Source organism: Bacillus sp. FF-1 (assembly GCF_028548245.1).
GTDB lineage: Bacteria > Bacillota > Bacilli > Bacillales > Bacillaceae_G > Bacillus_A > Bacillus_A paranthracis.
The window spans coordinates 187,141-208,384 of sequence record NZ_JAQQGG010000001.1; the positions used below are offsets into that span (position 1 = coordinate 187,141).

The 21,244-nt window shown below is 36.7% G+C and carries 20 protein-coding genes and 1 pseudogene; 14 read left to right on the plus strand and 7 right to left on the minus strand.

Annotated elements, in window-relative coordinates; translation table 11 throughout:
* Position 1: 1 nt before the first annotated feature.
* The 9 genes from trpC to PQF83_RS01050 all read left to right on the plus strand — a co-directional run bounded on the left by trpC (position 2) and on the right by PQF83_RS01050 (position 8,339).
* Complete coding sequence (trpC, locus tag PQF83_RS01010) at positions 2-763, plus strand: indole-3-glycerol phosphate synthase TrpC (RefSeq protein ID WP_000536685.1); 762 nt, start codon at positions 2-4, stop codon at positions 761-763.
* Entirely contained in the window at positions 760-1,374 is a 615-nt protein-coding gene (gene trpF / locus PQF83_RS01015) for an N-(5'phosphoribosyl)anthranilate isomerase (protein WP_000865096.1), read from the plus strand. Before trpC ends, trpF begins: the two co-directional genes overlap by 4 nt.
* Positions 1,371-2,564 (plus strand): tryptophan synthase subunit beta, encoded by a 1,194-nt coding sequence (gene trpB, locus PQF83_RS01020; protein ID WP_001105009.1) that lies wholly within the window; start codon positions 1,371-1,373, stop codon positions 2,562-2,564. The genes trpF and trpB overlap by 4 nt, the downstream gene beginning before the upstream one ends.
* 3 nt (positions 2,565-2,567) lie before the next feature.
* Entirely contained in the window at positions 2,568-3,344 is a 777-nt protein-coding gene (trpA, locus tag PQF83_RS01025; RefSeq protein ID WP_000537856.1) for a tryptophan synthase subunit alpha, read from the plus strand.
* A gap of 74 nt (positions 3,345-3,418) precedes the next feature.
* On the plus strand, positions 3,419-3,769 hold the full coding sequence (locus PQF83_RS01030) for a DUF4029 domain-containing protein (RefSeq protein WP_000946143.1): 351 nt from the start codon (positions 3,419-3,421) through the stop codon (positions 3,767-3,769).
* A 339-nt stretch (positions 3,770-4,108) separates the two neighbouring features.
* Entirely contained in the window at positions 4,109-4,924 is an 816-nt protein-coding gene (locus tag PQF83_RS01035) for a hypothetical protein (protein ID WP_000751438.1), read from the plus strand.
* 142 nt (positions 4,925-5,066) lie between these two features.
* Positions 5,067-5,447 carry a hypothetical protein gene (locus PQF83_RS01040; RefSeq protein WP_000733134.1) on the plus strand — a complete coding sequence of 127 codons (381 nt, stop codon included), beginning with the start codon at positions 5,067-5,069 and terminating at the stop codon, positions 5,445-5,447.
* Between the two features lie 618 nt (positions 5,448-6,065).
* On the plus strand, positions 6,066-7,565 hold the full coding sequence (locus PQF83_RS01045; protein ID WP_000974169.1) for an L-lactate permease: 1,500 nt from the start codon (positions 6,066-6,068) through the stop codon (positions 7,563-7,565).
* Between the two features lie 90 nt (positions 7,566-7,655).
* On the plus strand, positions 7,656-8,339 hold the full coding sequence (locus PQF83_RS01050) for a DUF2278 family protein (protein ID WP_001128586.1): 684 nt from the start codon (positions 7,656-7,658) through the stop codon (positions 8,337-8,339).
* Positions 8,340-8,353: 14 nt separating this feature from the next.
* On the opposite strand, the gene PQF83_RS01055 is transcribed toward PQF83_RS01050, so the two are convergent.
* On the minus strand, positions 8,354-9,187 hold the full coding sequence (locus PQF83_RS01055) for a hypothetical protein (protein WP_000424508.1): 834 nt from the start codon (positions 9,185-9,187) through the stop codon (positions 8,354-8,356).
* 197 nt (positions 9,188-9,384) lie between these two features.
* Between PQF83_RS01055 and PQF83_RS01060 the strand changes: the two genes are divergently transcribed.
* Both PQF83_RS01060 and PQF83_RS01065 read left to right on the plus strand, forming a co-directional pair.
* Positions 9,385-10,158 carry a zinc ribbon domain-containing protein gene (locus tag PQF83_RS01060; protein WP_000649876.1) on the plus strand — a complete coding sequence of 258 codons (774 nt, stop codon included), beginning with the start codon at positions 9,385-9,387 and terminating at the stop codon, positions 10,156-10,158.
* Positions 10,159-10,234: 76 nt separating this feature from the next.
* A pseudogene (locus tag PQF83_RS01065) lies at positions 10,235-10,461 on the plus strand (YARHG domain-containing protein); the annotation flags it as partial.
* 42 nt (positions 10,462-10,503) lie between these two features.
* Here PQF83_RS01065 and PQF83_RS01070 read toward each other — a convergent pair.
* On the minus strand, positions 10,504-10,935 hold the full coding sequence (locus tag PQF83_RS01070; protein WP_000332405.1) for a hypothetical protein: 432 nt from the start codon (positions 10,933-10,935) through the stop codon (positions 10,504-10,506).
* Between the two features lie 199 nt (positions 10,936-11,134).
* Here PQF83_RS01070 and PQF83_RS01075 point away from each other — a divergent pair, with 199 nt between their 5' ends.
* From PQF83_RS01075 to PQF83_RS01085, 3 genes are all read left to right on the plus strand, one after another.
* Positions 11,135-12,469 (plus strand): FAD-dependent oxidoreductase, encoded by a 1,335-nt coding sequence (locus PQF83_RS01075; RefSeq protein WP_001110208.1) that lies wholly within the window; start codon positions 11,135-11,137, stop codon positions 12,467-12,469.
* A gap of 101 nt (positions 12,470-12,570) precedes the next feature.
* Positions 12,571-13,062: a GNAT family N-acetyltransferase gene (locus PQF83_RS01080; protein ID WP_000498238.1), complete on the plus strand. Its 492-nt coding sequence runs from the start codon at positions 12,571-12,573 to the stop codon at positions 13,060-13,062.
* A 144-nt stretch (positions 13,063-13,206) separates the two neighbouring features.
* Positions 13,207-13,617, plus strand: a complete 411-nt coding sequence (locus PQF83_RS01085; RefSeq protein WP_000996789.1) for a DUF3908 family protein — start codon at positions 13,207-13,209, stop codon at positions 13,615-13,617.
* Between the two features lie 32 nt (positions 13,618-13,649).
* Here the strand turns inward: PQF83_RS01085 and PQF83_RS01090 are convergent, their stop codons facing one another.
* From PQF83_RS01090 to odhB, 5 genes are all read right to left on the minus strand, one after another.
* Complete coding sequence (locus PQF83_RS01090; protein WP_000025739.1) at positions 13,650-14,240, minus strand: class I SAM-dependent methyltransferase; 591 nt, start codon at positions 14,238-14,240, stop codon at positions 13,650-13,652.
* A 92-nt stretch (positions 14,241-14,332) separates the two neighbouring features.
* Positions 14,333-15,874 carry a SagB family peptide dehydrogenase gene (locus PQF83_RS01095; protein WP_001175558.1) on the minus strand — a complete coding sequence of 514 codons (1,542 nt, stop codon included), beginning with the start codon at positions 15,872-15,874 and terminating at the stop codon, positions 14,333-14,335.
* A gap of 15 nt (positions 15,875-15,889) precedes the next feature.
* Positions 15,890-17,839, minus strand: coding sequence for a TOMM precursor leader peptide-binding protein (locus PQF83_RS01100; RefSeq protein WP_000192974.1), 1,950 nt, complete (start codon positions 17,837-17,839; stop codon positions 15,890-15,892).
* Positions 17,836-19,755: a putative thiazole-containing bacteriocin maturation protein gene (locus PQF83_RS01105; RefSeq protein ID WP_000067622.1), complete on the minus strand. Its 1,920-nt coding sequence runs from the start codon at positions 19,753-19,755 to the stop codon at positions 17,836-17,838. The genes PQF83_RS01100 and PQF83_RS01105 overlap by 4 nt, the downstream gene beginning before the upstream one ends.
* A 124-nt stretch (positions 19,756-19,879) precedes the next feature.
* Positions 19,880-21,139 carry a 2-oxoglutarate dehydrogenase complex dihydrolipoyllysine-residue succinyltransferase gene (gene odhB, locus PQF83_RS01110; protein ID WP_000569916.1) on the minus strand — a complete coding sequence of 420 codons (1,260 nt, stop codon included), beginning with the start codon at positions 21,137-21,139 and terminating at the stop codon, positions 19,880-19,882.
* Between the last annotated feature and the right edge of the window lie 105 nt (positions 21,140-21,244).

Below are 21,244 nucleotides of genomic sequence, written 5' to 3' on the forward strand. Positions count from 1 at the left end.
AGTGGGGACGATTTTAGACAAAATTGTAGATCAAAAGAAAAAGGAAGTTGCGGCATTATATGAAACATATACACCAGTAAAAGAAAAAAGAAAAACGCGCTCACTTGTAAAGGCTCTAGAGCAATTTACTGTCATTGCAGAAGTAAAGCGAGCATCACCATCAAAAGGAGATATTAATTTACATGTTGATGTACGAAAACAAGTGAAGGCATATGAAGAATGCGGCGCTGGTGCAGTTTCTGTTTTAACAGACGGTCAATTTTTTAAAGGATCATTTTATGATTTACAAACGGCAAGAGAAGAAAGTAGCATTCCGCTTTTATGTAAAGATTTCATAATCGATAAGATTCAAATTGATAGAGCGTATGAAGCTGGTGCAGATATTATTTTACTAATCGTAGCGGCGTTAACGAAAGAGAAATTAAAAGAGTTGTATAGCTACTTACTAGAAAAAGGATTAGAAGCGATTGTTGAAGTTCATGATGAACAGGAATTAGAAATTGCAATCCAATTAAATCCGCACGTTATTGGTATTAACAACCGTAATTTAAAAACATTCGAAGTCGATTTAAGTCAAACAGAAAAGCTTGGAAAACGATTAAATGAGGAGAAATTACTTTGGATTAGTGAGAGCGGGGTTCATTCAAAAGAAGACATGATCCGCGTTAAACGAGCTGGGGCAAAAGGTGTACTAGTTGGAGAAGCGCTTATGACATCGTCTTCTATTCATACCTTTTTTGAAGATTGTAAGGTGAACATATGAAAGTGAAAATTTGCGGGATCACTGATATGGAAACAGCAAAACGTGCTTGCGAATACGGAGCTGATGCAATCGGATTTGTTTTTGCAGAAAGTAAGCGGAAAATTACTCCAGGGCTAGCGAAAGAAATCATTCAGGAACTTCCAGCCAACGTGTTAAAAATCGGTGTTTTCGTAAATGAATCAGTAGAAGTAATCCAGATAATTGCAGATGAATGCGGGTTAACACATGTACAACTACATGGGGATGAAGATAATCATCAGATTAGAAGATTGAATATTCCGTCTATAAAAGCACTCGGAATAACTTCAGAGGCCGATATGAGAAATGCTCAAGCATATGAAACGGATTATATATTGTTTGATAGTCCGAAAGAAAAGTTTCACGGAGGAAATGGAAAGACATTTTCTTGGGAGTTACTTGCGCATATGCCAAAAGAATTACGAGAGAAAACGATATTAGCTGGTGGATTAAACACTCTTAATATAGAAGAAGCAATTCGAACTGTTCGGCCATATATGGTCGATGTGAGCAGCGGAGTAGAGACAGAAGGAAAGAAAGATGTAGAGAAAATAAAACAATTTATTATAAAAGCGAAGGAGTGTTCTAAATGAACTACGCATATCCAGATGAAAAAGGTCACTACGGTATATACGGAGGACGATACGTTCCAGAAACGTTAATGCAATCTGTATTAGAACTAGAAGAAGCATATAAAGAGGCAATGGAAGATGAAGAGTTTCAAAAGGAATTAAATCATTATTTAAAAACGTATGTCGGAAGAGAAACACCGCTTTATTTCGCTGAGAATATGACGGAGTATTGCGGAGGTGCAAAGATTTATTTAAAACGTGAAGATTTGAACCATACAGGAGCTCATAAAATTAACAATACAATTGGTCAGGCACTTCTTGCGGTGCGAATGGGAAAGAAAAAAGTTGTCGCTGAAACAGGAGCTGGACAACACGGAGTCGCAACAGCTACTGTATGTGCCCTTCTCGGTTTAGAATGCGTCATTTTTATGGGAGAAGAAGATGTAAGACGTCAAAAATTAAATGTGTTCCGAATGGAATTACTCGGAGCGAAAGTAGAAAGTGTAGCAGCAGGTAGCGGTACATTAAAAGATGCGGTAAACGAGGCGCTTCGATACTGGGTTTCACATGTGCATGATACGCACTACATTATGGGATCTGTTCTCGGGCCACATCCATTCCCGCAAATTGTCCGTGATTTCCAAAGTGTAATTGGGAAAGAAACGAAAAAACAATATGAAGCGTTAGAAGGAAAGTTACCAGAAGCAGTCGTTGCTTGTATTGGTGGTGGTAGTAATGCGATGGGAATGTTTTATCCGTTCGTACACGATGAAGAAGTTGCTCTTTACGGCGTAGAAGCAGCAGGGAAAGGAGTTCATACAGAAAAGCATGCAGCTACTTTAACGAAAGGAAGCGTTGGCGTTCTCCACGGATCGATGATGTATCTTCTGCAAAATGAAGAAGGACAAATTCAAGAAGCTCACTCTATTTCGGCGGGACTTGATTACCCTGGTGTTGGGCCAGAACATAGCTTGCTAAAAGATATTGGCCGCGTTTCTTATCATTCCATTACTGATGATGAAGCGTTAGAAGCATTTCAATTATTAACGAAAAAAGAAGGAATTATCCCGGCGTTAGAAAGCTCGCATGCTGTCGCGTACGCTTTAAAATTAGCGCCGCAAATGAAGAAAGACGAAGGGCTTGTCATTTGTTTATCTGGCCGCGGTGATAAAGATGTAGAGAGTATAAAACGTTATATGGAAGAGGTGTAAACAATGGGAGTAGAAAAAATGAAAGCAGCATTTGAAAATGGCAAGAAAGCATTTATTCCGTACGTAATGGGCGGAGATGGTGGCCTTGAAAAATTAAAAGAAAGAATTCGTTTTCTAGACGAAGCGGGAGCAAGCATCGTTGAAATCGGCATCCCGTTTTCAGATCCAGTCGCAGACGGCCCGACGATTCAAAGAGCAGGGAAACGAGCGCTAGATAGCGGTGTAACAGTAAAAGGCATTTTTCAAGCATTAATAGAGGTAAGGAAAGAAGTGCAAATTCCGTTTGTACTCATGACATATTTAAATCCAGTACTTGCATTCGGGAAAGAACGATTTATCGAGAACTGTATGGAAGCAGGGGTAGACGGTATTATCGTTCCGGATTTACCGTATGAAGAACAAGACATTATTGCACCGCTTCTCCGAACTGCAAATATCGCTTTAATCCCACTCGTTACCGTTACGAGCCCAATTGAGCGAATCGAGAAAATTACGAGTGAATCAGGAGGGTTCGTCTACGCTGTTACAGTAGCAGGCGTAACAGGCGTACGTCAAAACTTTAAAGAGGAGATTCATAGTTACTTAGAAAAAGTAAAATCACATACGCATTTACCGGTAGTGGCAGGGTTCGGTATTTCAACAAAGGAACATGTAGAAGAAATGATTACAATATGTGACGGGGTTGTCGTTGGAAGTAAAATTATTGAACTGTTAGAAAATGAAAAACGAGAAGAAATATGTGAATTCATACAGGCAACAAAACAAAAAGAAGAGGCATAAGTCTCTTCTTTTTGTTTTCTGTAATAAATGTTAAAATATACAGAAAATACATATAATTTAGAGGGTGAGAAAGCATGCTAAGACGGAAACTATTATATCTACTTCTAACTGTACCACTATACGCTTGGCTCATTAGCATGACAAAAATAGAGTTGATGGCTCTATTTTTAGGATATGTATTCATCTTTTCAAACTTAAATCGCATTCAAGAGCAATCTATTTTAGAAATATGTATATTTTCGATTAGTATAGAATTATTTAGTATCGTTTCGATTGTATTATTAAATGAATTATTTGGATGTATCCATTCATTTGAATTAATAAAATTTGGGGATGTTGTATTGCAAGTCATATGTGCTTATATTGTGTTTGTTGTGTTAGACAAAATAATTGGGCAGCAGACGGTTTTTGAGAATAATAGATAAATTGTTGTGTACTCAAAAAAGGAGCCTATGTTATTAAGATATTTTATTTTGATATGATTTTTAAAACTGAATTTGGATTTCTTATATACATAGGATTTACTATTATAGCTGCAATGCAGATTGACAATAAATTTGTTTTCCATACGTGAAAACAAATTTTGTAAGCAAAAATTCCGTTAATTTTTAAGTGATTGTTTATCATTTAAAATAATTAAATAGATAGTAGCATAAATGTATATGTAATTATTATATTCCAATTAATTACATATTGTTGTTTTGTTTGAAAAAATTACATATAATGGGTTTGTGGCAAAACTATTATAATTAGGGAGGAATACTATGAAGAAAACTAAAGGTTTGTTTTATGCAAGTCTAGCTTTATCAATTGGTTTTACTAGTTTCATTGCTCCTACTTCTAGCTTAGCTCAAACACAAGATGCTCCAGCGATTAAAAAAACTACTGGGGAATCTAAAATTAAAGATGTTAAGAAATATGATGAAATTACAGATTTAAACGTATTATATGAGAGAGCAAAAATCAATAAACAAGATTTTAAAGACAGTCTAAAATTTAAATCAGAAGCGAAAATCACCCCAATCCAACAAGGAGTTGCTATTAGCGAAAGCACATCAAATACATTAAACGCTGACGATTATCAAACTTCTCAATTACTCGAAGAAATAACTTATGCAGACGGAACGAAAAGCAAGACATATGTTGTTACTAATCTTGCTGTTATCCAAGAGGCTGAGAATGATTCTAAAAAAGGTATTGTCGCTTTAGCAGATAAATATAGAGAAAAATGGGATGACACTGGTGGTTTGAAAGCTTATAGTAGACTCTATATAAATGAAACATCAGGATGGATATCTCTTTCAAGTGTACAAGGTGGTTGGCAAATAGCAGATAGTAGTTACACTATACCAAACAGACGTGTGAGATTAAACCAATCTGGAGTTGGTGTAAATGGGGCAGTGATGAAGCAACAAGATTACTACCCAGGAGGTCTTACATTTAACTACACGGCACCTTCATGGCCAAAAGTATCAACTATTACATCAGGAGCTGGACAAGCGTATGTAGGGGCTGGACAATATGTAACAATTAAACGAGGGGGTTCTTCTTGGCAATTTAGTTGGTCAAATAACTTTTAATATTATACAAATATATAGTAAAACAATCCTCTTAAAATAGAAGGGGATTGTTTTACTATATAGAATTAAATATTAAATTGGAAGATTGTTTTTCAACAACTTATATAGGCATAGAAAAAATTGTGATTATAGGAGGAAAACATTGAAAAAATTAATTGCTTTTTTATTAATTTTTATTCCCATTTTAGGAAGCTGCTCAAAAGAATACAGTGTTTTTTCTGGAGAAAGTCAACATTGGGCAGGAAGATATTCAGTAAACATTGATGGGAATGAAGAACATGGGAATTATGATTTTCATTATAAGAATGGTGATAAAGATACAAAATTTGAGAATTTAGAAATTAGTATTAGCAGTAAATTTGAACAGACTTCTAAAAAGGTAGAGATTCATAAGGGGGCAACTATTTTTTTATCATCTAATTGTCAGGGATGTATGGCAACTGATAAAAAGGAGAGTATAAAAGTTACCATTAAATGGAATGGTAAGAATGAAGAAACGTTCTTGTTGAAATCAAAAAAATAAAATGTTCCAAGTACTATAGAGGGACTGAAAAAGTAATTAATTAAAAAAACAAGAATTTTTATCAAAAGTCTCTTTTTTCTTATAAAATGGGCTTTTTCGGTACCCTTATACTATAACACCTAACTTTTTCATGAATAGCTGTAGTAATAAATTATTCAATTGTGTTTTTATAGGGACGTTGCAACCAACTTACAAACTCTTCTAGTCTCATACGTTTGAGATCTTTCCTAGTTTCTTGTATATATATAAGAAATATTACTTTAATGCATAACAGTATGTTTTCTATGTGTTCCTACTGGCCTCTGTATAATCCAAATACTTAATGCATTATCGCAAAAATACCTTCTTTATCTACCCATATGTACCTTTTCCTATATTCTGGTATTAACTCTTATACACAAATCTTCCTTCCTGAAATTTTTGTACTCGGTCAACTGACCTCAATAACCCTTTTGCTGTGAGTTACTTCTTTGTCTCAAAAACTAATATATGTTCTTTTAACAGGGGATACATAATAAATAATCTCTTTCATTATAATATGTTTAATCACTCGTCTTCTTTTGTGAATCTGTTATATAATAGTTGAAAATTGTATTTTAAACGAAATGAGATGATAACATGGCCATATTTTTGGCACTTATCCCAATTATGATGATTTTCATTTGCTTATTTTTATTGAAACAAACGTCATTAAGATCCTCGTTAATTTCTTATGCGGTATGTGTTGGAATCGTTTTACTCTCGCCAACATTTCAATTAGGGATAAGTGAAACTGTGCACGCAACGATTAAAGGATGGTTAATTTGTTTTATTGTCGGGTACGTTTTATTTTTCGGTATTTTTTTATTTCACCTCATGAACAAAATGGGGTACATCGACCAAGTAGCGCGTTTTTTAGAAGAAGTGACGCAAGATCGTTTATTACAAATGCTTCTTATGTGCTTTGGTATTTGCCCACTAATTGAATCGGTAAGTGGATTCGGAATTGGTTTTATGGTTGCAGCACCTATTTTTCTTTCATTAGGTTATAAACCGTTCCAAGCTGTACTGCTCTCGTTTATCGGCTTACTAGCTAGTTCATGGGGGGCAATGGCAACTGGTACGATTATCGGTTCGCAACTTATCAATATGCCGCTTACAACACTCGGTACAAATACAGCGCTATTAAGTATCCCGATGTTTGCTTATTTCGTCATTCTTTCTTTACACGTTGTTGGCGGCTGGCAGGCGGTTATTGAAAAGTGGAAGGAAGGATTCAGTTTCTTTCTATTATTTTCTCTCGGAATCTATCTTTCTAACGCATACGTAAGTGTTGAACTAGCAGGTATACTAAGTTCTATCATTACGATTACATTTGGCTTTCTTATCATTAAATTAAAAGGAAAAAGTGGGCAAAATCTTATAACAGAGCATGCGGCTGCAACGGAGAGAGAAGTATCTATTATAAAAATTATTAGCCCTTATATATTTCTAACAGTTTGTATTTTACTTTCTCGCCTCGTTCCAGCATTACATGATTTGTTCAGATCATATGCGGTTCTTGATTTGAAATCATACTCTTACAAACTAGAGTTACTATATTCACCAGGATTTTGGCTCGGTATGACTTGCTTATTTACTATTATTTTCTTCCGCATCCCGTCTAATATTATTAAACAATCACTCTCACAAACGATCAAACAATGGATTCCTTTTGCGATTACGACGACAATGTTTATCGCCATTTCAGAATTAATGGGTGCATCTGGCATGCATTCATTACTTGCAAAAACGGCTGGTGAAACATTTGGAACATTTTTCGTTTTCGTTGCTCCGTTTATCGGTGGTATCGGTGGCTTTTTAACAGGTAGTAATGCAGGCTCAAATGCGATGTTCATAAAACTACAAATGCAAACGGCGCAAAATGTAGCACTCCCGTGGCAATACGTCACAACATTGCAAAACACCGCATCATCAGTAGCGACGATCGCTTGCCCGTCACGGATTACACTAGGTGCGTATTTATGTAACATTCCGTATCGTGAAAATGAACTATTAAAGAAGACGACGTTAATGATTTTTGGTGCGGTGTTGCTTATAGTGGTAGAGGTTGTTGTTTGGTATATGTTGAGAAATTAAAAATCCTCCTGACATAGGAGGATTTTTGTTATGAGTGGATAATGTTTTAAACATGAATAGCTTCTATTAAATGAATAGGAGATGAAATGTATGCCCCTAAAAAACTACGGCGTGTTAAAAGGTACAGTTATACAATCTAAAATCGGAAAAGGGAAAACTCCTCATTATCAAGTTCATTTACAAGGTGAAGCAGAAGTAGATTATCGTATTGCAATTAACGTAAAGTCGCAAAGTTATCCGTCAGAAGTTTTATATTTTGCAAGCGACAATATTCGGTCAGAAGCGATTCATATTTTACCAACATTACCATTTGGTTTTACAGAAATAAAAAACAATGAACCGAAAGTAGCTTTAGACTACGTAAGAGGTAATTTATTTGATTCCAAGCAAATGATTCCTTTACCTGCTGAAAAAGCAGGAGTGGATAATGATTTAAATGAAAAAATAGAACGTTATATAAAACAAGCAATAGAAGAAAAAGCAATTATTTACGCGTTCGGTGAAAGATGGGGACCAGAAGAAAATACACCCGATTCTTACTTTCATTTCGAACCAGGAAACGGGATACATGATATTCACATGAATCAAGGGAATGTAGAAAAATGGAAAGGTGATAATGGTATATGGCAAGACGGAGGAATACTCATTCACTTTGAAAAGGAAGAAAAATGGATCGGTATATTCCTTGCCTTCCAGTCACAGTCATGGTGTACCGATGAAGAGGGACATGCTCGTGTGCCGGTTGAGCATTGTGATTATAAGAGGAATAATTGAGAAGAAGAGGGCGTTCAAAAAGAACGCCCTCCTCTTATTTTATAAAACCCAAAACTAACAAGTGTAGAAATACAAGAGAACAGCAGTGCTACACTAGAAAACGCAATGAGGTACATATTATACTTCATCACTTTTCCAATTAGTTGGTTGCTATCATACTGAAACAATCCCGCTATGATGTTGAATAAAAATAACACGATAAACATGACGATAACACCGTCTATTGATCCTTGAATATCTGGTTTGCTTAAAGCGATATGTGCAGAAATACAAATGGCGATAAATAAAAATAGCCAAAAGGAAGGATTCAATACATTATTTATTGTAAATAAACTTTTCAATAATACGAACGTCGACAAGAGCATGTTTTGAACCATTTCTACATTAATAGAAGTAGAAGTGATTGTTTTTTCGAGAGTTGTATGAAATAAAAAATATGAATTTGGTACGAAATAGCGCATTAAAAGGATTAGTGCGGTAATACCAGAAATAATAGGCCCGATGCCGATAAAGAAGTTTCCAATTCGTTGATATACACTTTTATGATTGTATTGATGTTGTACGTAGCCTAAAGCGCCCTGGCTTGTATCTGTTGGGAAAAACTGCGTTGCTACAATTTTATGACGAAATAGTACGCACATAATGGCATGTCCAAGTTCATGAATAGGAACACCAATCCAAGCAGTCAAAAGGAATCCTTTTCTTCCAAATGCTCTCGACCAATACATCCGTGTTAGTGATTCTAAATAGCCTAATAGAAATCCGATTACAATGATAACGCCAATTAAAGAAAATAATTGGATTACGCTTGTAAGGAGTATTTGAAAAATTGAGTTTACCAATTCCATTGTTTTTCATCCAATCTGTTAAAAATATTATTTATTCTGTTTCATAATAGCATTTTTTTTCAAGATTGCTAGCACATATATTTTCTTTCAGAAGGAGGATTTCAGAATCTTTTTCTTGTAGTCATGTTTTATGTACAAAGTCATATATTGAATTTGTAACACCCTATACGGTATCTGCTTAAGGGGGGAATGCGAGAATGAAATGTCTGGCGTGTCATACAGAAAATAGAGCAGAGGCAAAGTTTTGCGGGAATTGTGGACATTCGTTAACGGAGGAAGCCGTAGCGAGTGAAGGTGAGCAACAGGAACGCGTAGCTTTAGCAAAGAAAACTCGAACAAATGAAACGGTAGAGCAAGCGAAGCGATTTGCGAGTGGATATTTTCAGTTTTTTAAACATGCTTTCAAAGCACCGACAGCGATTATGAAAAGCGGCAAGATTGAAGTACGAAATGGAATTGTAAGTCTTGTTCTTATTTGTTTTTTAGGAGCATGTATTTTTTATAGAATGATGAGCACAGCAGCTGCTGTTACGAGAACATTTGCACCAGATATAACGACTCCTAATTTCTTTTGGGACTCTATAACTGTCTTTTTATTTTTACTAATTTTAACTTTATTTGTCGGATTTATTATTTTTGTAAGTGGAAAGATGATGAAATCTTCATTTTCATTTCTTGAAGTATTCGGTGTGTGGGGAACGATAGCGACGCCAGCTATTGCTATATTAGTTCTTTCTTTTCTGTTTAGCTTTTTATTAATCTTTTTCTTACCAATCTTATTAGGGCTGGCTACAACGTATATGTCAATTAGTATAATTGTCGCTATAGTAAAGCTAGATAACGGCGGATTAGACCTTATTTATACACTTCTTATCGCAAATGTTTTAATTGGAATTGCAACATTCATTGTACTGTGGTCTTACATTAGCACGATAATTCAAACCTTTACACAGGGATTCACTGGCTTCTAACGAAAAGGTGGATGAATGTATGTACAAAGTGTGGCACTCATTTTGAAGACGGTGTTCAATTTTGTCAAAACCTCAGTATATATATAATGGCTTCATCTTTCCTGATATTGATATCCGAAAATTAACGAGTGGGGACTTAACATACTTATCGAAAGAACAATTGAAAATAGAGAGAAACGAAATATACGCAAGGCATGGACATATTTTTCAAAGCAGTCTTGGTATAGAGAAAACAAGTATTATACAGGAGAGCTAACGGATATTGAATCTTATAATGTTGAACTCATTAAATCAAGAGAATAAACACGATAAAAAGGTACAGTGCATAACTGTACCTTTTTATCGTTATTTATCTGAACCAGGATCCCTTGAGAAAAAGATGTGAAAGAGAAATGTGACTTTACTGGATCCTCCTGATGTACTAGCTTGTATATGTGATAAAGGACCAGACGTTAGGGCTGCCTCGGAATGGGGTGGGACGACTATTTTGAGCGCATGATCTGATTCTGGTGAAGCAATAACAGTAATTGTATCATCAGAGAAGTTTATAATTTTAACAGAACCGACTGGAAAGATGGACTTGCCAGCATGTGATGCTGAAGCGAATTGGGTAGCTTTCCAAATATCTTGCGCAAATGTATCATCGTTAGATAACCAAGCACGAGCGCTATATATTGTTGCATTAATGGAAAATTCTTGGTCAAGTGAGACGGCGGGTTTCGGTTCTTTTGGTTCTTGCGGTTCATCTGGAAGCTGGGCGAGAAGGCCGGCGCACATGTATGTTTCACCTACTTTCAATTGTTACTGTTATAGCATATTAAACATGTTGTTTATAAGGCACGACGGTTACCTATTTAGGCATAGGTTTGTGCACTAAATTTGAAGATGAAATTCTCTTTCTTTACAATAGAAGTAGGTGTTATTTCTATAAAATATGGAAAACGTAAAGAGTATGTAAAAAAGAAGGAGTGGTAAAGTGAACTATGTCATTATTGGCGGAGATGCAGCTGGTATGAGTGCAGCGATGCAAATTGTTAGAAACGATGAAAATGCAAATGTTGTGACGTTAGAAAAAGGTGAAATTTATTCGTACGCGCAGTGTGGGTTACCGTATGTCATTAGTGGTGCTATCGCTTCAACGGAAAAGTTAATCGCGCGTAATGTAAAGACGTTTCGTGATAAATACGGGATTGATGCAAAAGTACGACATGAAGTAACGAAAGTAGATACGGAAAAGAAAATTGTGTACGCAGAGCATACGAAGACGAAAGATGTCTTTGAATTTCCGTACGATCGTTTATTAATTGCGACTGGCGTGCGTCCTGTTATGCCAGAATGGGAAGGTCGAGATTTACAAGGTGTTCATCTTTTAAAAACAATTCCGGATGCTGAGCGCATATTAAAAACGCTAGAAACGAATAAAGTTGAAGATGTAACCATTATTGGCGGCGGTGCAATTGGACTTGAGATGGCAGAAACTTTCGTCGAACTTGGTAAGAAAGTAAGAATGATTGAGAGAAATGATCATATCGGTACAATTTACGATGCAGATATGGCGGAATATATACATAAAGAAGCAGATAAACATCATATTGAAATTTTAACGAATGAAAATGTAAAAGCGTTTAAAGGGAATGAACGAGTAGAAGCAGTTGAAACGGATAAAGGTACGTATAAAGCGGATCTTGTTCTAGTATCTGTCGGAGTGAAGCCGAATACTGATTTTCTTGAAGGAACGAATATACGTACAAATCATAAAGGGGCAATCGAGGTAAATGCATATATGCAAACGAATGTGCAAGACGTATATGCAGCTGGTGATTGTGCGACACATTATCACGTTATAAAAGAAATTCATGATCATATTCCAATTGGAACAACTGCAAATAAACAAGGGCGACTTGCTGGACTGAATATGCTGGATAAACGAAGAGCTTTTAAAGGAACGTTGGGTACAGGCATTATTAAATTTATGAATTTGACGCTCGCAAGAACAGGCTTAAATGAAAAGGAAGCAAAAGGATTACATATCCCGTATAAAACAGTCAAAGTAGATTCGACAAATATGGCGGGCTATTATCCAAATGCGAAACCACTTTACTTGAAATTACTATACCGTTCTGACACGAAACAATTATTAGGCGGACAAGTAATTGGAGAAGAAGGTGTAGATAAACGGATTGATGTGATCGCAATGGCACTCTTCAATAAAATGAGCATTCACGATTTAGAAGATGTCGACTTAAGTTATGCACCACCATATAACAGCGTTTGGGATCCAATTCAGCAAGCGGCAAGACGAGCGGAATAGCACTTTTTAAGTGCTATTTTTTTCGTTAAAGGGTAATCATCATTTTTGTCGAATGAAGAGGGTTGGGAAATAGTTACATATAGGGAAGGGGATTATTAAAAATGTTTGTAACACTTCAAACTGTTCAAGAATCAGAAAAAGAAATATTGCGTAATTTATATGCACTATATCTGCATGACCTCTCTAAGTTCACACCCAATATAACAATTGAAGCAAATGGATTTTTTGAATACGAAGATTTACATATGTTTTGGGGAAATGATGGAATCACTCCGTATTTTATTAAAAGTGATAATGAGATTGTAGGATTTTTATTACTACTGGAACGTCCATTTTTGAAGAAGGAAAACGATTTTGGTATAAATGACATTTTCATATTGAATCAATACAAGGGGAAAGGAATCGGTAAACAAGTTATTAAGAATGTACTAAAAGAGAAACGAGGGCAATATTTCGTTATCGAACTTGTGAAAAATGTACCAGCTGTTTCTTTTTGGAAGAAAGTATATAGGGAGCTAAACATCGAATTTGATGAGAAAATACAGTTAATCGACGATGAAGAATGCCTCGTGCAAACGTTTAAAATACAATGAGATTGGTGCTCCTAGTATATTACTTTGAAATTTAACTTTATTTTGAATATACCGTTCACCCTTGAAAACATAGTACGTATCGCTTATATTGTCATATAGTATTTAGTTTTTAAACAAAGCAATGAACGAACCAGGGGGCACAGTATGGCAATTAACATGAAAACAATCGAAGAATGGATTGCTGAATCAAACGCAAGACAGGAAGAAGACTTTGGACACGTTATTGAAGAGATGAAAGAAGTATGCGTCGGACTTGATAATGCGACATTAATTTATACGAAAAATGTATTTTGTTTCGGTAAGAAAGTAGAAGTATTTTTCTTCTTCCAAGACCATGTCGTGATCGGACAAGAAAAAGACGAATATGTTGAAATTGAAAAATTAAAGTATGATGCTATTACACATAGTAACTTAAAAACAAACGATAAAAATACAACGTTAGAATTAAAGTTTGCTAACGGACAATCTATCAATTTAGATAGTTTAAATGATAACTACGGTACGAAAAACTGGTTATTTGCGAGACAAATAAAGAGCATTTTCAAATTAATCTAGTAAAAAAAGCAGACCTCAAAGGGTCTGTTTTTTTACTTGGTCCCTATTACACAAAGGCATCCTCTTTCTTCATAACATTTCACGCTTGTAAATCCTGTTTTATAAAATAGGTTTACTAATTCTTCATTCGTTTTGCATTTCTCCATATGATATTGAATTTTGAAAGTTTCAGCCACTAATAAAAAGGATCCTTTCGGTTGCAAGACGCGAAATACTTCTTTTATATCTTGTTCCATATCAGGCCAGAAGTAGTGTGTTTGAAAAGCGGTAATGAGATCGAAGAAGTTTGTATGATAGGGAATAGAAGAAACGCTTGCTTGTTGAACAATGACTTTTTGTTTTTGAACATCTTTTATATTCGTCTGTATCGAATTTTTTACAGCTTGATAGGAGTAATCAATCCCGTATATTTTTCCAAGTGGAGTTCGTTTTGAAAGAGTGTGTATCGTTTTACCGCCGCCACAACCGATATCTAATATAATTGCCTCTTTCTTTATATATACTTTTTGTAATGCCCAATTGGTTAGTCTCGTATGTGCACTGTTCATAATACAAAGCATGGAAGAACCAATTGTCCCCCGAGGATTTTTTGCTTGCTGGATTAATCGTTGTAAAATGCTCAAGTTAAACTCTCCTTTTATGTAAGAATATATACTCACTTCTCTTTTTATTAAGTAAGTCCTTTAAAAAAAGCACGCCGATGAGCGGCGTGCTTCTAAATACGCAAATCCCCTTTTAACCAATTCCGCGCCCGATACGCTCCAACAGGAATTTGAATAAGTGACGTTTCATTCCCAGCATCTATTCCGTACAACTGATCACATGAATTTGTATCAAAACTAAGTAAAGGATGCCCGCCCATCCCCATCGCAGTCGCTGCAAAAACGAGTTTGTGAACGAGTATACCTGCTTCCATTTGATGAATACGGTACCCTCTATAGCCTAATGCATTTGTATAGTAATCTTTCTTTCCGACTACATGTAAGCAAAGTGGTACTTGAAAAAGGTTTACGTTATCCATCGTCATACTAGATTGAAGGGGATAACGAAGGTCCCCATATCGAAGTGATTGTATGGAATGTGTTTTACTGTTATAAGTGTAAGCGCCGTTTTCTATATCTTTTACGTTATAGAAACATCCATATAATGAGACGCGCACATTTTCATTTACATACTGACCATCAATGTCATTGTAATAAGGGAAGGAGAGGCTCGCTTCTTGTAGTAAAGTAGCGAGCTCGGCTGCATCCCATTTTGTTAAAATAAAGTCAGCATCAGGGGAATACCGTTTTCGGCAAAGTTGTAAGAAATCATAAGATAAACGCTCTACTTTCGGCAGTTGTACAGCGTGCGCATGATGTTGATAGTGCTCTTCATGAGCTAGTGTTTGGAACTGTGCTGTCGATTCGATCATAGAAGCTGCATTTATTTTTGTTATCATCGGATACTCATTTACATGCTTTGAGCGAACGAAATGTTCATGTGCTAAAGGCGGAATTTGTTGTAATAGCTCATGAGAAGTAATTGTTTTATGTTCACGGTAATCATTGTGAAACCAATTAGATTGCGGTTCTGTACTGAAAGGAACGACAGCATACACGCTTTCTTCTCCTTCTGACAGTCCGAGTAAATGATTGATTGCACGGTCTAGAAACTGAAAATATACACCATTTGTGTAACCAAATTGTTTGGCACATTCCAGTAATTGGCCGATGAGAACACCGCTATCTAACCCTTGAAGCCGATACGAAAAGTTATTGTATTTAAAGTAGTTTTTCCAAAACATAGTGGATACGAATGCAGCACCGAAACAAGACTGTATGTCACAACGATTGCCAAGTGCTTCTGTAATATAAGAATCAAAATTTCCTTCGCGAAGTAAGATAAGTCGGTGATGCGCGGCGTCGTAATGGTAAATGCCGTCTGGATAATCGTCAATTTTTAAATATATATACAATTCATTTGGATACAAAGCGCCGCCGGAAGGGATAGATCTTCGAAATAAAATTTTCTCGCTATTTAGCTGACATAACTGGGTTAAACCAAATGAACACCAAAGGTAATGACCAATCTCTTTCAAAGTAGGTGTAGTAGAAGAGTTAGGTAAAGAGAATGGGATTTCTAAAGAGAGAGGAATGATAGGTACATTTCGATATAGTTTATAAGGAAGCGGTGCATCTTCCCAGTCCACTTCATGATTCGGCATAATTTCTTCTATAGAAAAATGGAGATGATGTAAAAAAGTATCCAGCTGCATAGAATCCCTCCTTTACTATGGAAACGGATGCGGATGTGGATTTAATTGTTCATTCATTAAAGGCTCAGCGGTATATCCAAGCGTCATCGGTACAGTATACACTCTATCCAGTCCTGTAATCCGAGTGAGATGGTGACCGAACGTCATCGGTAGCATGCCTGGAATAATGACTTTTACACAATGCAATCCGTTTTTTTCTATAAGAGGCACTGTTTGATCTACAACGATTACTTCAAGTCCGGTTTGCCCTAGACGGTTTAAAAGTTGATGAAGATCGGATGTTAAATCGAGATCAAATGATTGTAATCCGTTCATTTCTTGGAACGATTGCACCGGAGCATCCCCGCGTAAAAGGAAGTGAAGACGTTCTTCTGCTTCTTTCAATCCGTACAGCATACTATGGTCTTCCATTTTATTTACGAGATAAGGGTCTTGTAAGCAATTTTCGTAGTGCTCTCTTTTTTGTTCGAGTTCATCGTCTGTTATAAGTAACATACCTGCTATTTCGTGAATGGCACTCTTTAAAGCGCGGATTGGGTCCAAATGAGAGCCTCCAGCACAAACAACGTTCATTCCATTTTCACGCGTATTTTTCGCGATTACCCATAAGCTTGGGATGCCGTGTTCCATCGTTGCGTTAAAAGCATGCAATTCATAACCGGTAATCGTGTACAGCCGCTGAATCATTAATTGTAATTCCGTATCATTTGCTGAACTAAGATCAAGGCGGGGAAGAGGTAATTCGGCATACCAAGTGAGCAAAAAGGCGTCACGCTCTACAACTTCTAAAATACCGTGAAAAATTGCTTCTTCTAAACTACCACCAATGGCACATCCATTTGATGTTTCATATACGTAAGCATCTCGATGACCGAGGCTATAATAAGCGATTGATTCAGGAACTAAAATTGGACGGTTTTGTGACAATGAATATCCCCATACCCAGTTTTGTTCATAGTCAGGGTCAAACGGTTTAAATGGAAAACCATCACGATTATAGTGTTCATTTGTATGTACACCGAGCGTAAGGGGATTTAGTGCATGATCCTCTACATCATGAAAACTAGCATGCACATTTGTCTTTTTCCCTCGAGGTGACATACCACAATATCGCTCTAAACCTTCTAAAATAGCAGTTGCTTCACTTATTGCAAATGAAAGAGTTCGGCCTGCAACCCCTTCATTTCCAAACATTAATGGCATGTTTATAATAACGTCAGCAAATGGTAATAAAGAATGCTGCATTTTTCCGTTCAACATACCGACTCGGTAATCTAAATAGTCCTTCGTTAAAAATGTGTTTAGTTCATGAATGGAACGACAGCGATATGTTGCATCACTTGTTTTTAAGCTCGGTTGTAATGAAATCGCTGCTGCATCTGCCGTGTCATCAGGCAAATTACTACATACAGGACAGAGCGGATCTGGAAGAAAAGAATGCCGCGTACATTGCAGTGTTTGTAAGTTTAGTAAAATGAGTTCATTTTCTAAAGAAGAATGAGTATGAGTTAATATTTTCTCTGTTTCTGCGCAAATAAGATGGCACATTTGCAGAATGCCATTTTGGGTGGCACGTACATCACGCCTTGTTACGTTTTCTTCTTTTACCGCATATTTTCGTTGTAGCTCCCACATCTCTTTTTGATCAAATCCAGCGATAAAGCGTCGTCCATCGGCACAATGAGTACATCCTGCTGCAAGAGGATGAATATAAGGACCGATAATACCTTCACCAAATGAAGTAAAACCACGTAGCCACGGAATATGATTTGAACGGAAAATTAGCTCAGCGTCATGATGAATAGTAGAAGGAGAGCCGTCGTGTAATACGAGAGCGAGATCGATATTTTCAGGGAGTTCGTCTGCAATTGTATGTTGGCGAACGATGGAATATTGTTTGCATAATCGATCATGTACATAGTCTGCAAGAATGCCATCCCCTATAAGTAATATATTTTGAGTCATAGACCGTCCTCCTTTGCAATTAATACCCCGTACACACCATCTAAGTTTTCTTTCAAAAATGATTCAATCGCTAAATCAAACACGAATGGATAAAAATGATGTTCTTCTAAATGTTGCAGGGCAAGCTGTACAGATTGCGTACTTGGAATTTCTTCTTCTGCTTGTATTTCTAACCTAAAAGAATCCGTGTCATATAAAATAATAGAGGATTTCGGCAAGATATTAGCTCTGTAAGGAGTTTCTTCATTTTGAATATGAAGAAACGATAGTTGTAGTGCGTTTCGTAACGCTAACGTCATATTAATATTAGATGCACCATACCATCGATCATGTATACCAACCCAAACGACTGGAAAGCTGAGAATCTCTTCACCCATTGCGATTTTAGGTGTTTCATGAATGGTAGCGAGGGCATCGTAATAAAATCTACAATGTTTATCATAAATGTCCGTTAAGTCGACCGTCGTAATTTCTTCTAGCATATGTGCTTGTCGTTCATACAATTTGTGATTTAAATGTTGTTGTAGTGCCCGGTATACACCCTCTGTCATCGTTTCTCCAGCGCCAATACCGATATCGTTATGTTCAGGGATAAGGCGGTGCATAATTTCTGCTACATATGTTTCAATTCCTGTTAAACCAGCTTCTCGGCGCGCTTCGTTATGAGTCAAACCAGCGCAAGTCATAAGAGGAAGGAGGGAAGTTGGACCATCTGATAGCGGTGTAGCTACTTGAATATTGCATTGTGATAACGGTAATTGATATAAATCTTGTTCATCCCATACATGGAATATACCAGTTTCTTTAGAAGTTAATGAATCGAAAAAACGGAATAAATCAGTTGAGGTATGTTGGTTAGACCGATGCTCAAGTTGTTCAGAAAGGTTTTCTATCGTATCAATTGTAAAACTTTCATCAGTGGCGAGAGGATGTTTTATAAAAGGATGCCATGCTCCTTCGAGTGTTTCATAATTTAATAAAAAGAATTGAGGTTCTTTTTCTCGGTAAGAATCATTAGCAACGTGCTTAAATAATTCAAAAACGATTATATTTGCTAGCATTGCAGATGTAATAGGAGAGAAGGCGGCTGATGAATTTTCATTTTGTAAAGTCGTTTCATGTAGCCGATGCCATGCGGATTCCCAGCATTCTTCACGATTAGCCATTACGACAGGACCAGCTATACCAAGTGTTGATAAACAAACGGCTGGTATGAAGTTCTTTCCTACTTCCTTGCAAATCGTGTGAGCTGCTCTTAGTCCTTCGATATCTCCATTTTGCGAAACGTATAAAATCCAGTCGAAAGGCTCGAACACTTCATGCAGGGGACGATCAATTGTTGTATCTATTTCTTGAACAAGTACAGCATCATCTACTTCATGTGCAAGTTCTACTAGCTCGTGAATACGGTCGTAATTCGTTTCTTCATAATCTGTCACAAGGTAATGAAAAGTAGGTAATCCGGATTCTAATAAAGAAGAAACTAAGGAAGTAAGCATATCTCCAGAGCCGATTATAAGTACATTTGCATTGCGGTACGTTTCGAATTTTAAAGCGCCTGAATGAGAATCTGCTTCTAGAAATTCAATTTGCGAAGCATATCTATCAAGTAATGCACTGTTTAATTCATGAGGTGCATCTTGACTTACATCACGGACAAACCCATTTGTATATAAAATCTCTCCAATTTCAAATACACGATTTTGATAGGGGAGAGGGAGACCATCCGTTATTTCTGCTAAAGAATAATTACCATTAAACATTGGCATTAATTTTTCAATCCAGTTATAAATTCCGTCACCGTCCATACGAAATGAACTGGCGTTATTTCGAAAATAGACACCCCCGTTTGAGTCGGGGAGGAAGAAAGTATCTTTATTTGCTTTTAGTTTTGCATGTGCTGGAAGGTTACTCATTTTAATCCTCCTTACTTTTTAGGCATACATTATTACCTTATGTCATGCGATTTGTCCCGTATGAATGCAATAAAAAAAGCTGTAGAATGATATATTCTACAGCTTGTAATAGATTATAAATCTATCAACCTTCTAATAATAATGATTTTGGATCTTCAAGCATATCTTTAACAGCAACAAGGAAGCTAACTGCTTCTTTACCATCAACAATACGGTGATCGTAAGATAAAGCGATGTACATCATTGGGCGGTTTTCCATACGTTCGTTATCGATTGCAACTGGACGTACTTGGATTTTGTGCATTCCTAAAATACCAACTTGTGGGCTGTTTAGGATTGGTGTTGACATTAGAGAACCGAACACACCACCGTTTGTAATTGTAAATGTACCACCTTGCAGTTCTTTTAGTGAAAGTTTGTTATCACGTGCTTTTTTACCTAATTCACGAATTTCGCTTTCGATTTCAGCGAAGTTTAATTGGTTCGCATCGCGTACAACTGGAACAACTAATCCATCTGGAGCTGCTACTGCAATACCGATATCATAGAATTTTTTAATGATAAGCTCGTCGCCTTGAATTTCAGCATTTAATAATGGGAATTGTTTTAATGCTGCAACAACTGCTTTTGTGAAGAATGACATGAAACCAAGACGTACATCATGTTTTTTCTCGAAAGCATCTTTACGCTCTTTACGTAATTCCATGATTGCAGTCATATCAACTTCGTTAAATGTTGTTAACATTGCAGATGTTTGTTGAACTTCTACAAGACGTTTTGCAATTGTTTGACGGCGGCGGGACATTTTCACGCGCTCAACTGGTTTTTCGAATTCAGTTTTTGCAACTGGAGCAGGAGCTGGACTTTTTGGAGCAGCTGGTGCTTCTTTTGGTGCTGCAGCATGAGCTTGTACATCGTGTGGTCTCACACGTCCAAGTGGATCTGTGCTACGTACGTCGTTTAAGTCGATTCCTAATTCACGAGCCATTTTTCTAGCAGCTGGTGATGCGATAGGACGGTTTGTATTTGGTAAACCTTGTAAAGTTGCAGTTTGTTCAGCACTTGGTGCCGCAGCTTTTGGTGCTTCAGTTGTTTCTTGTTTTGGTTGCTCAGCCAACGGTGCAGGTGTACTTACTGCAACTGGTGCTCCGTTTGCGTCTAAAATTGCGATAGTTGCGCCAACTTCAACTGTATCCCCAGGTTCGCCTAGTAACTTCGATACAATACCTGAATCTTCTGCAATGATTTCTACATTGACTTTATCAGTTTCAAGCTCAACAACGCTGCCACCTTTCTCAACTTTGTCGCCTACGTTGATAAGCCATTGTGAGATAGTTCCTTCAGTAATAGATTCTGCAAGCTCAGGTACTTTAATTTCGATCATTTTAAATGTCCTCCCCTTATTTGCCTAACGGTGTGTTTTTTCTTCTTTTGTCTTCGGTAATCTCCATTTGTTAGCCTGACCTTGGGCAGAATATCTGCCCAAGGA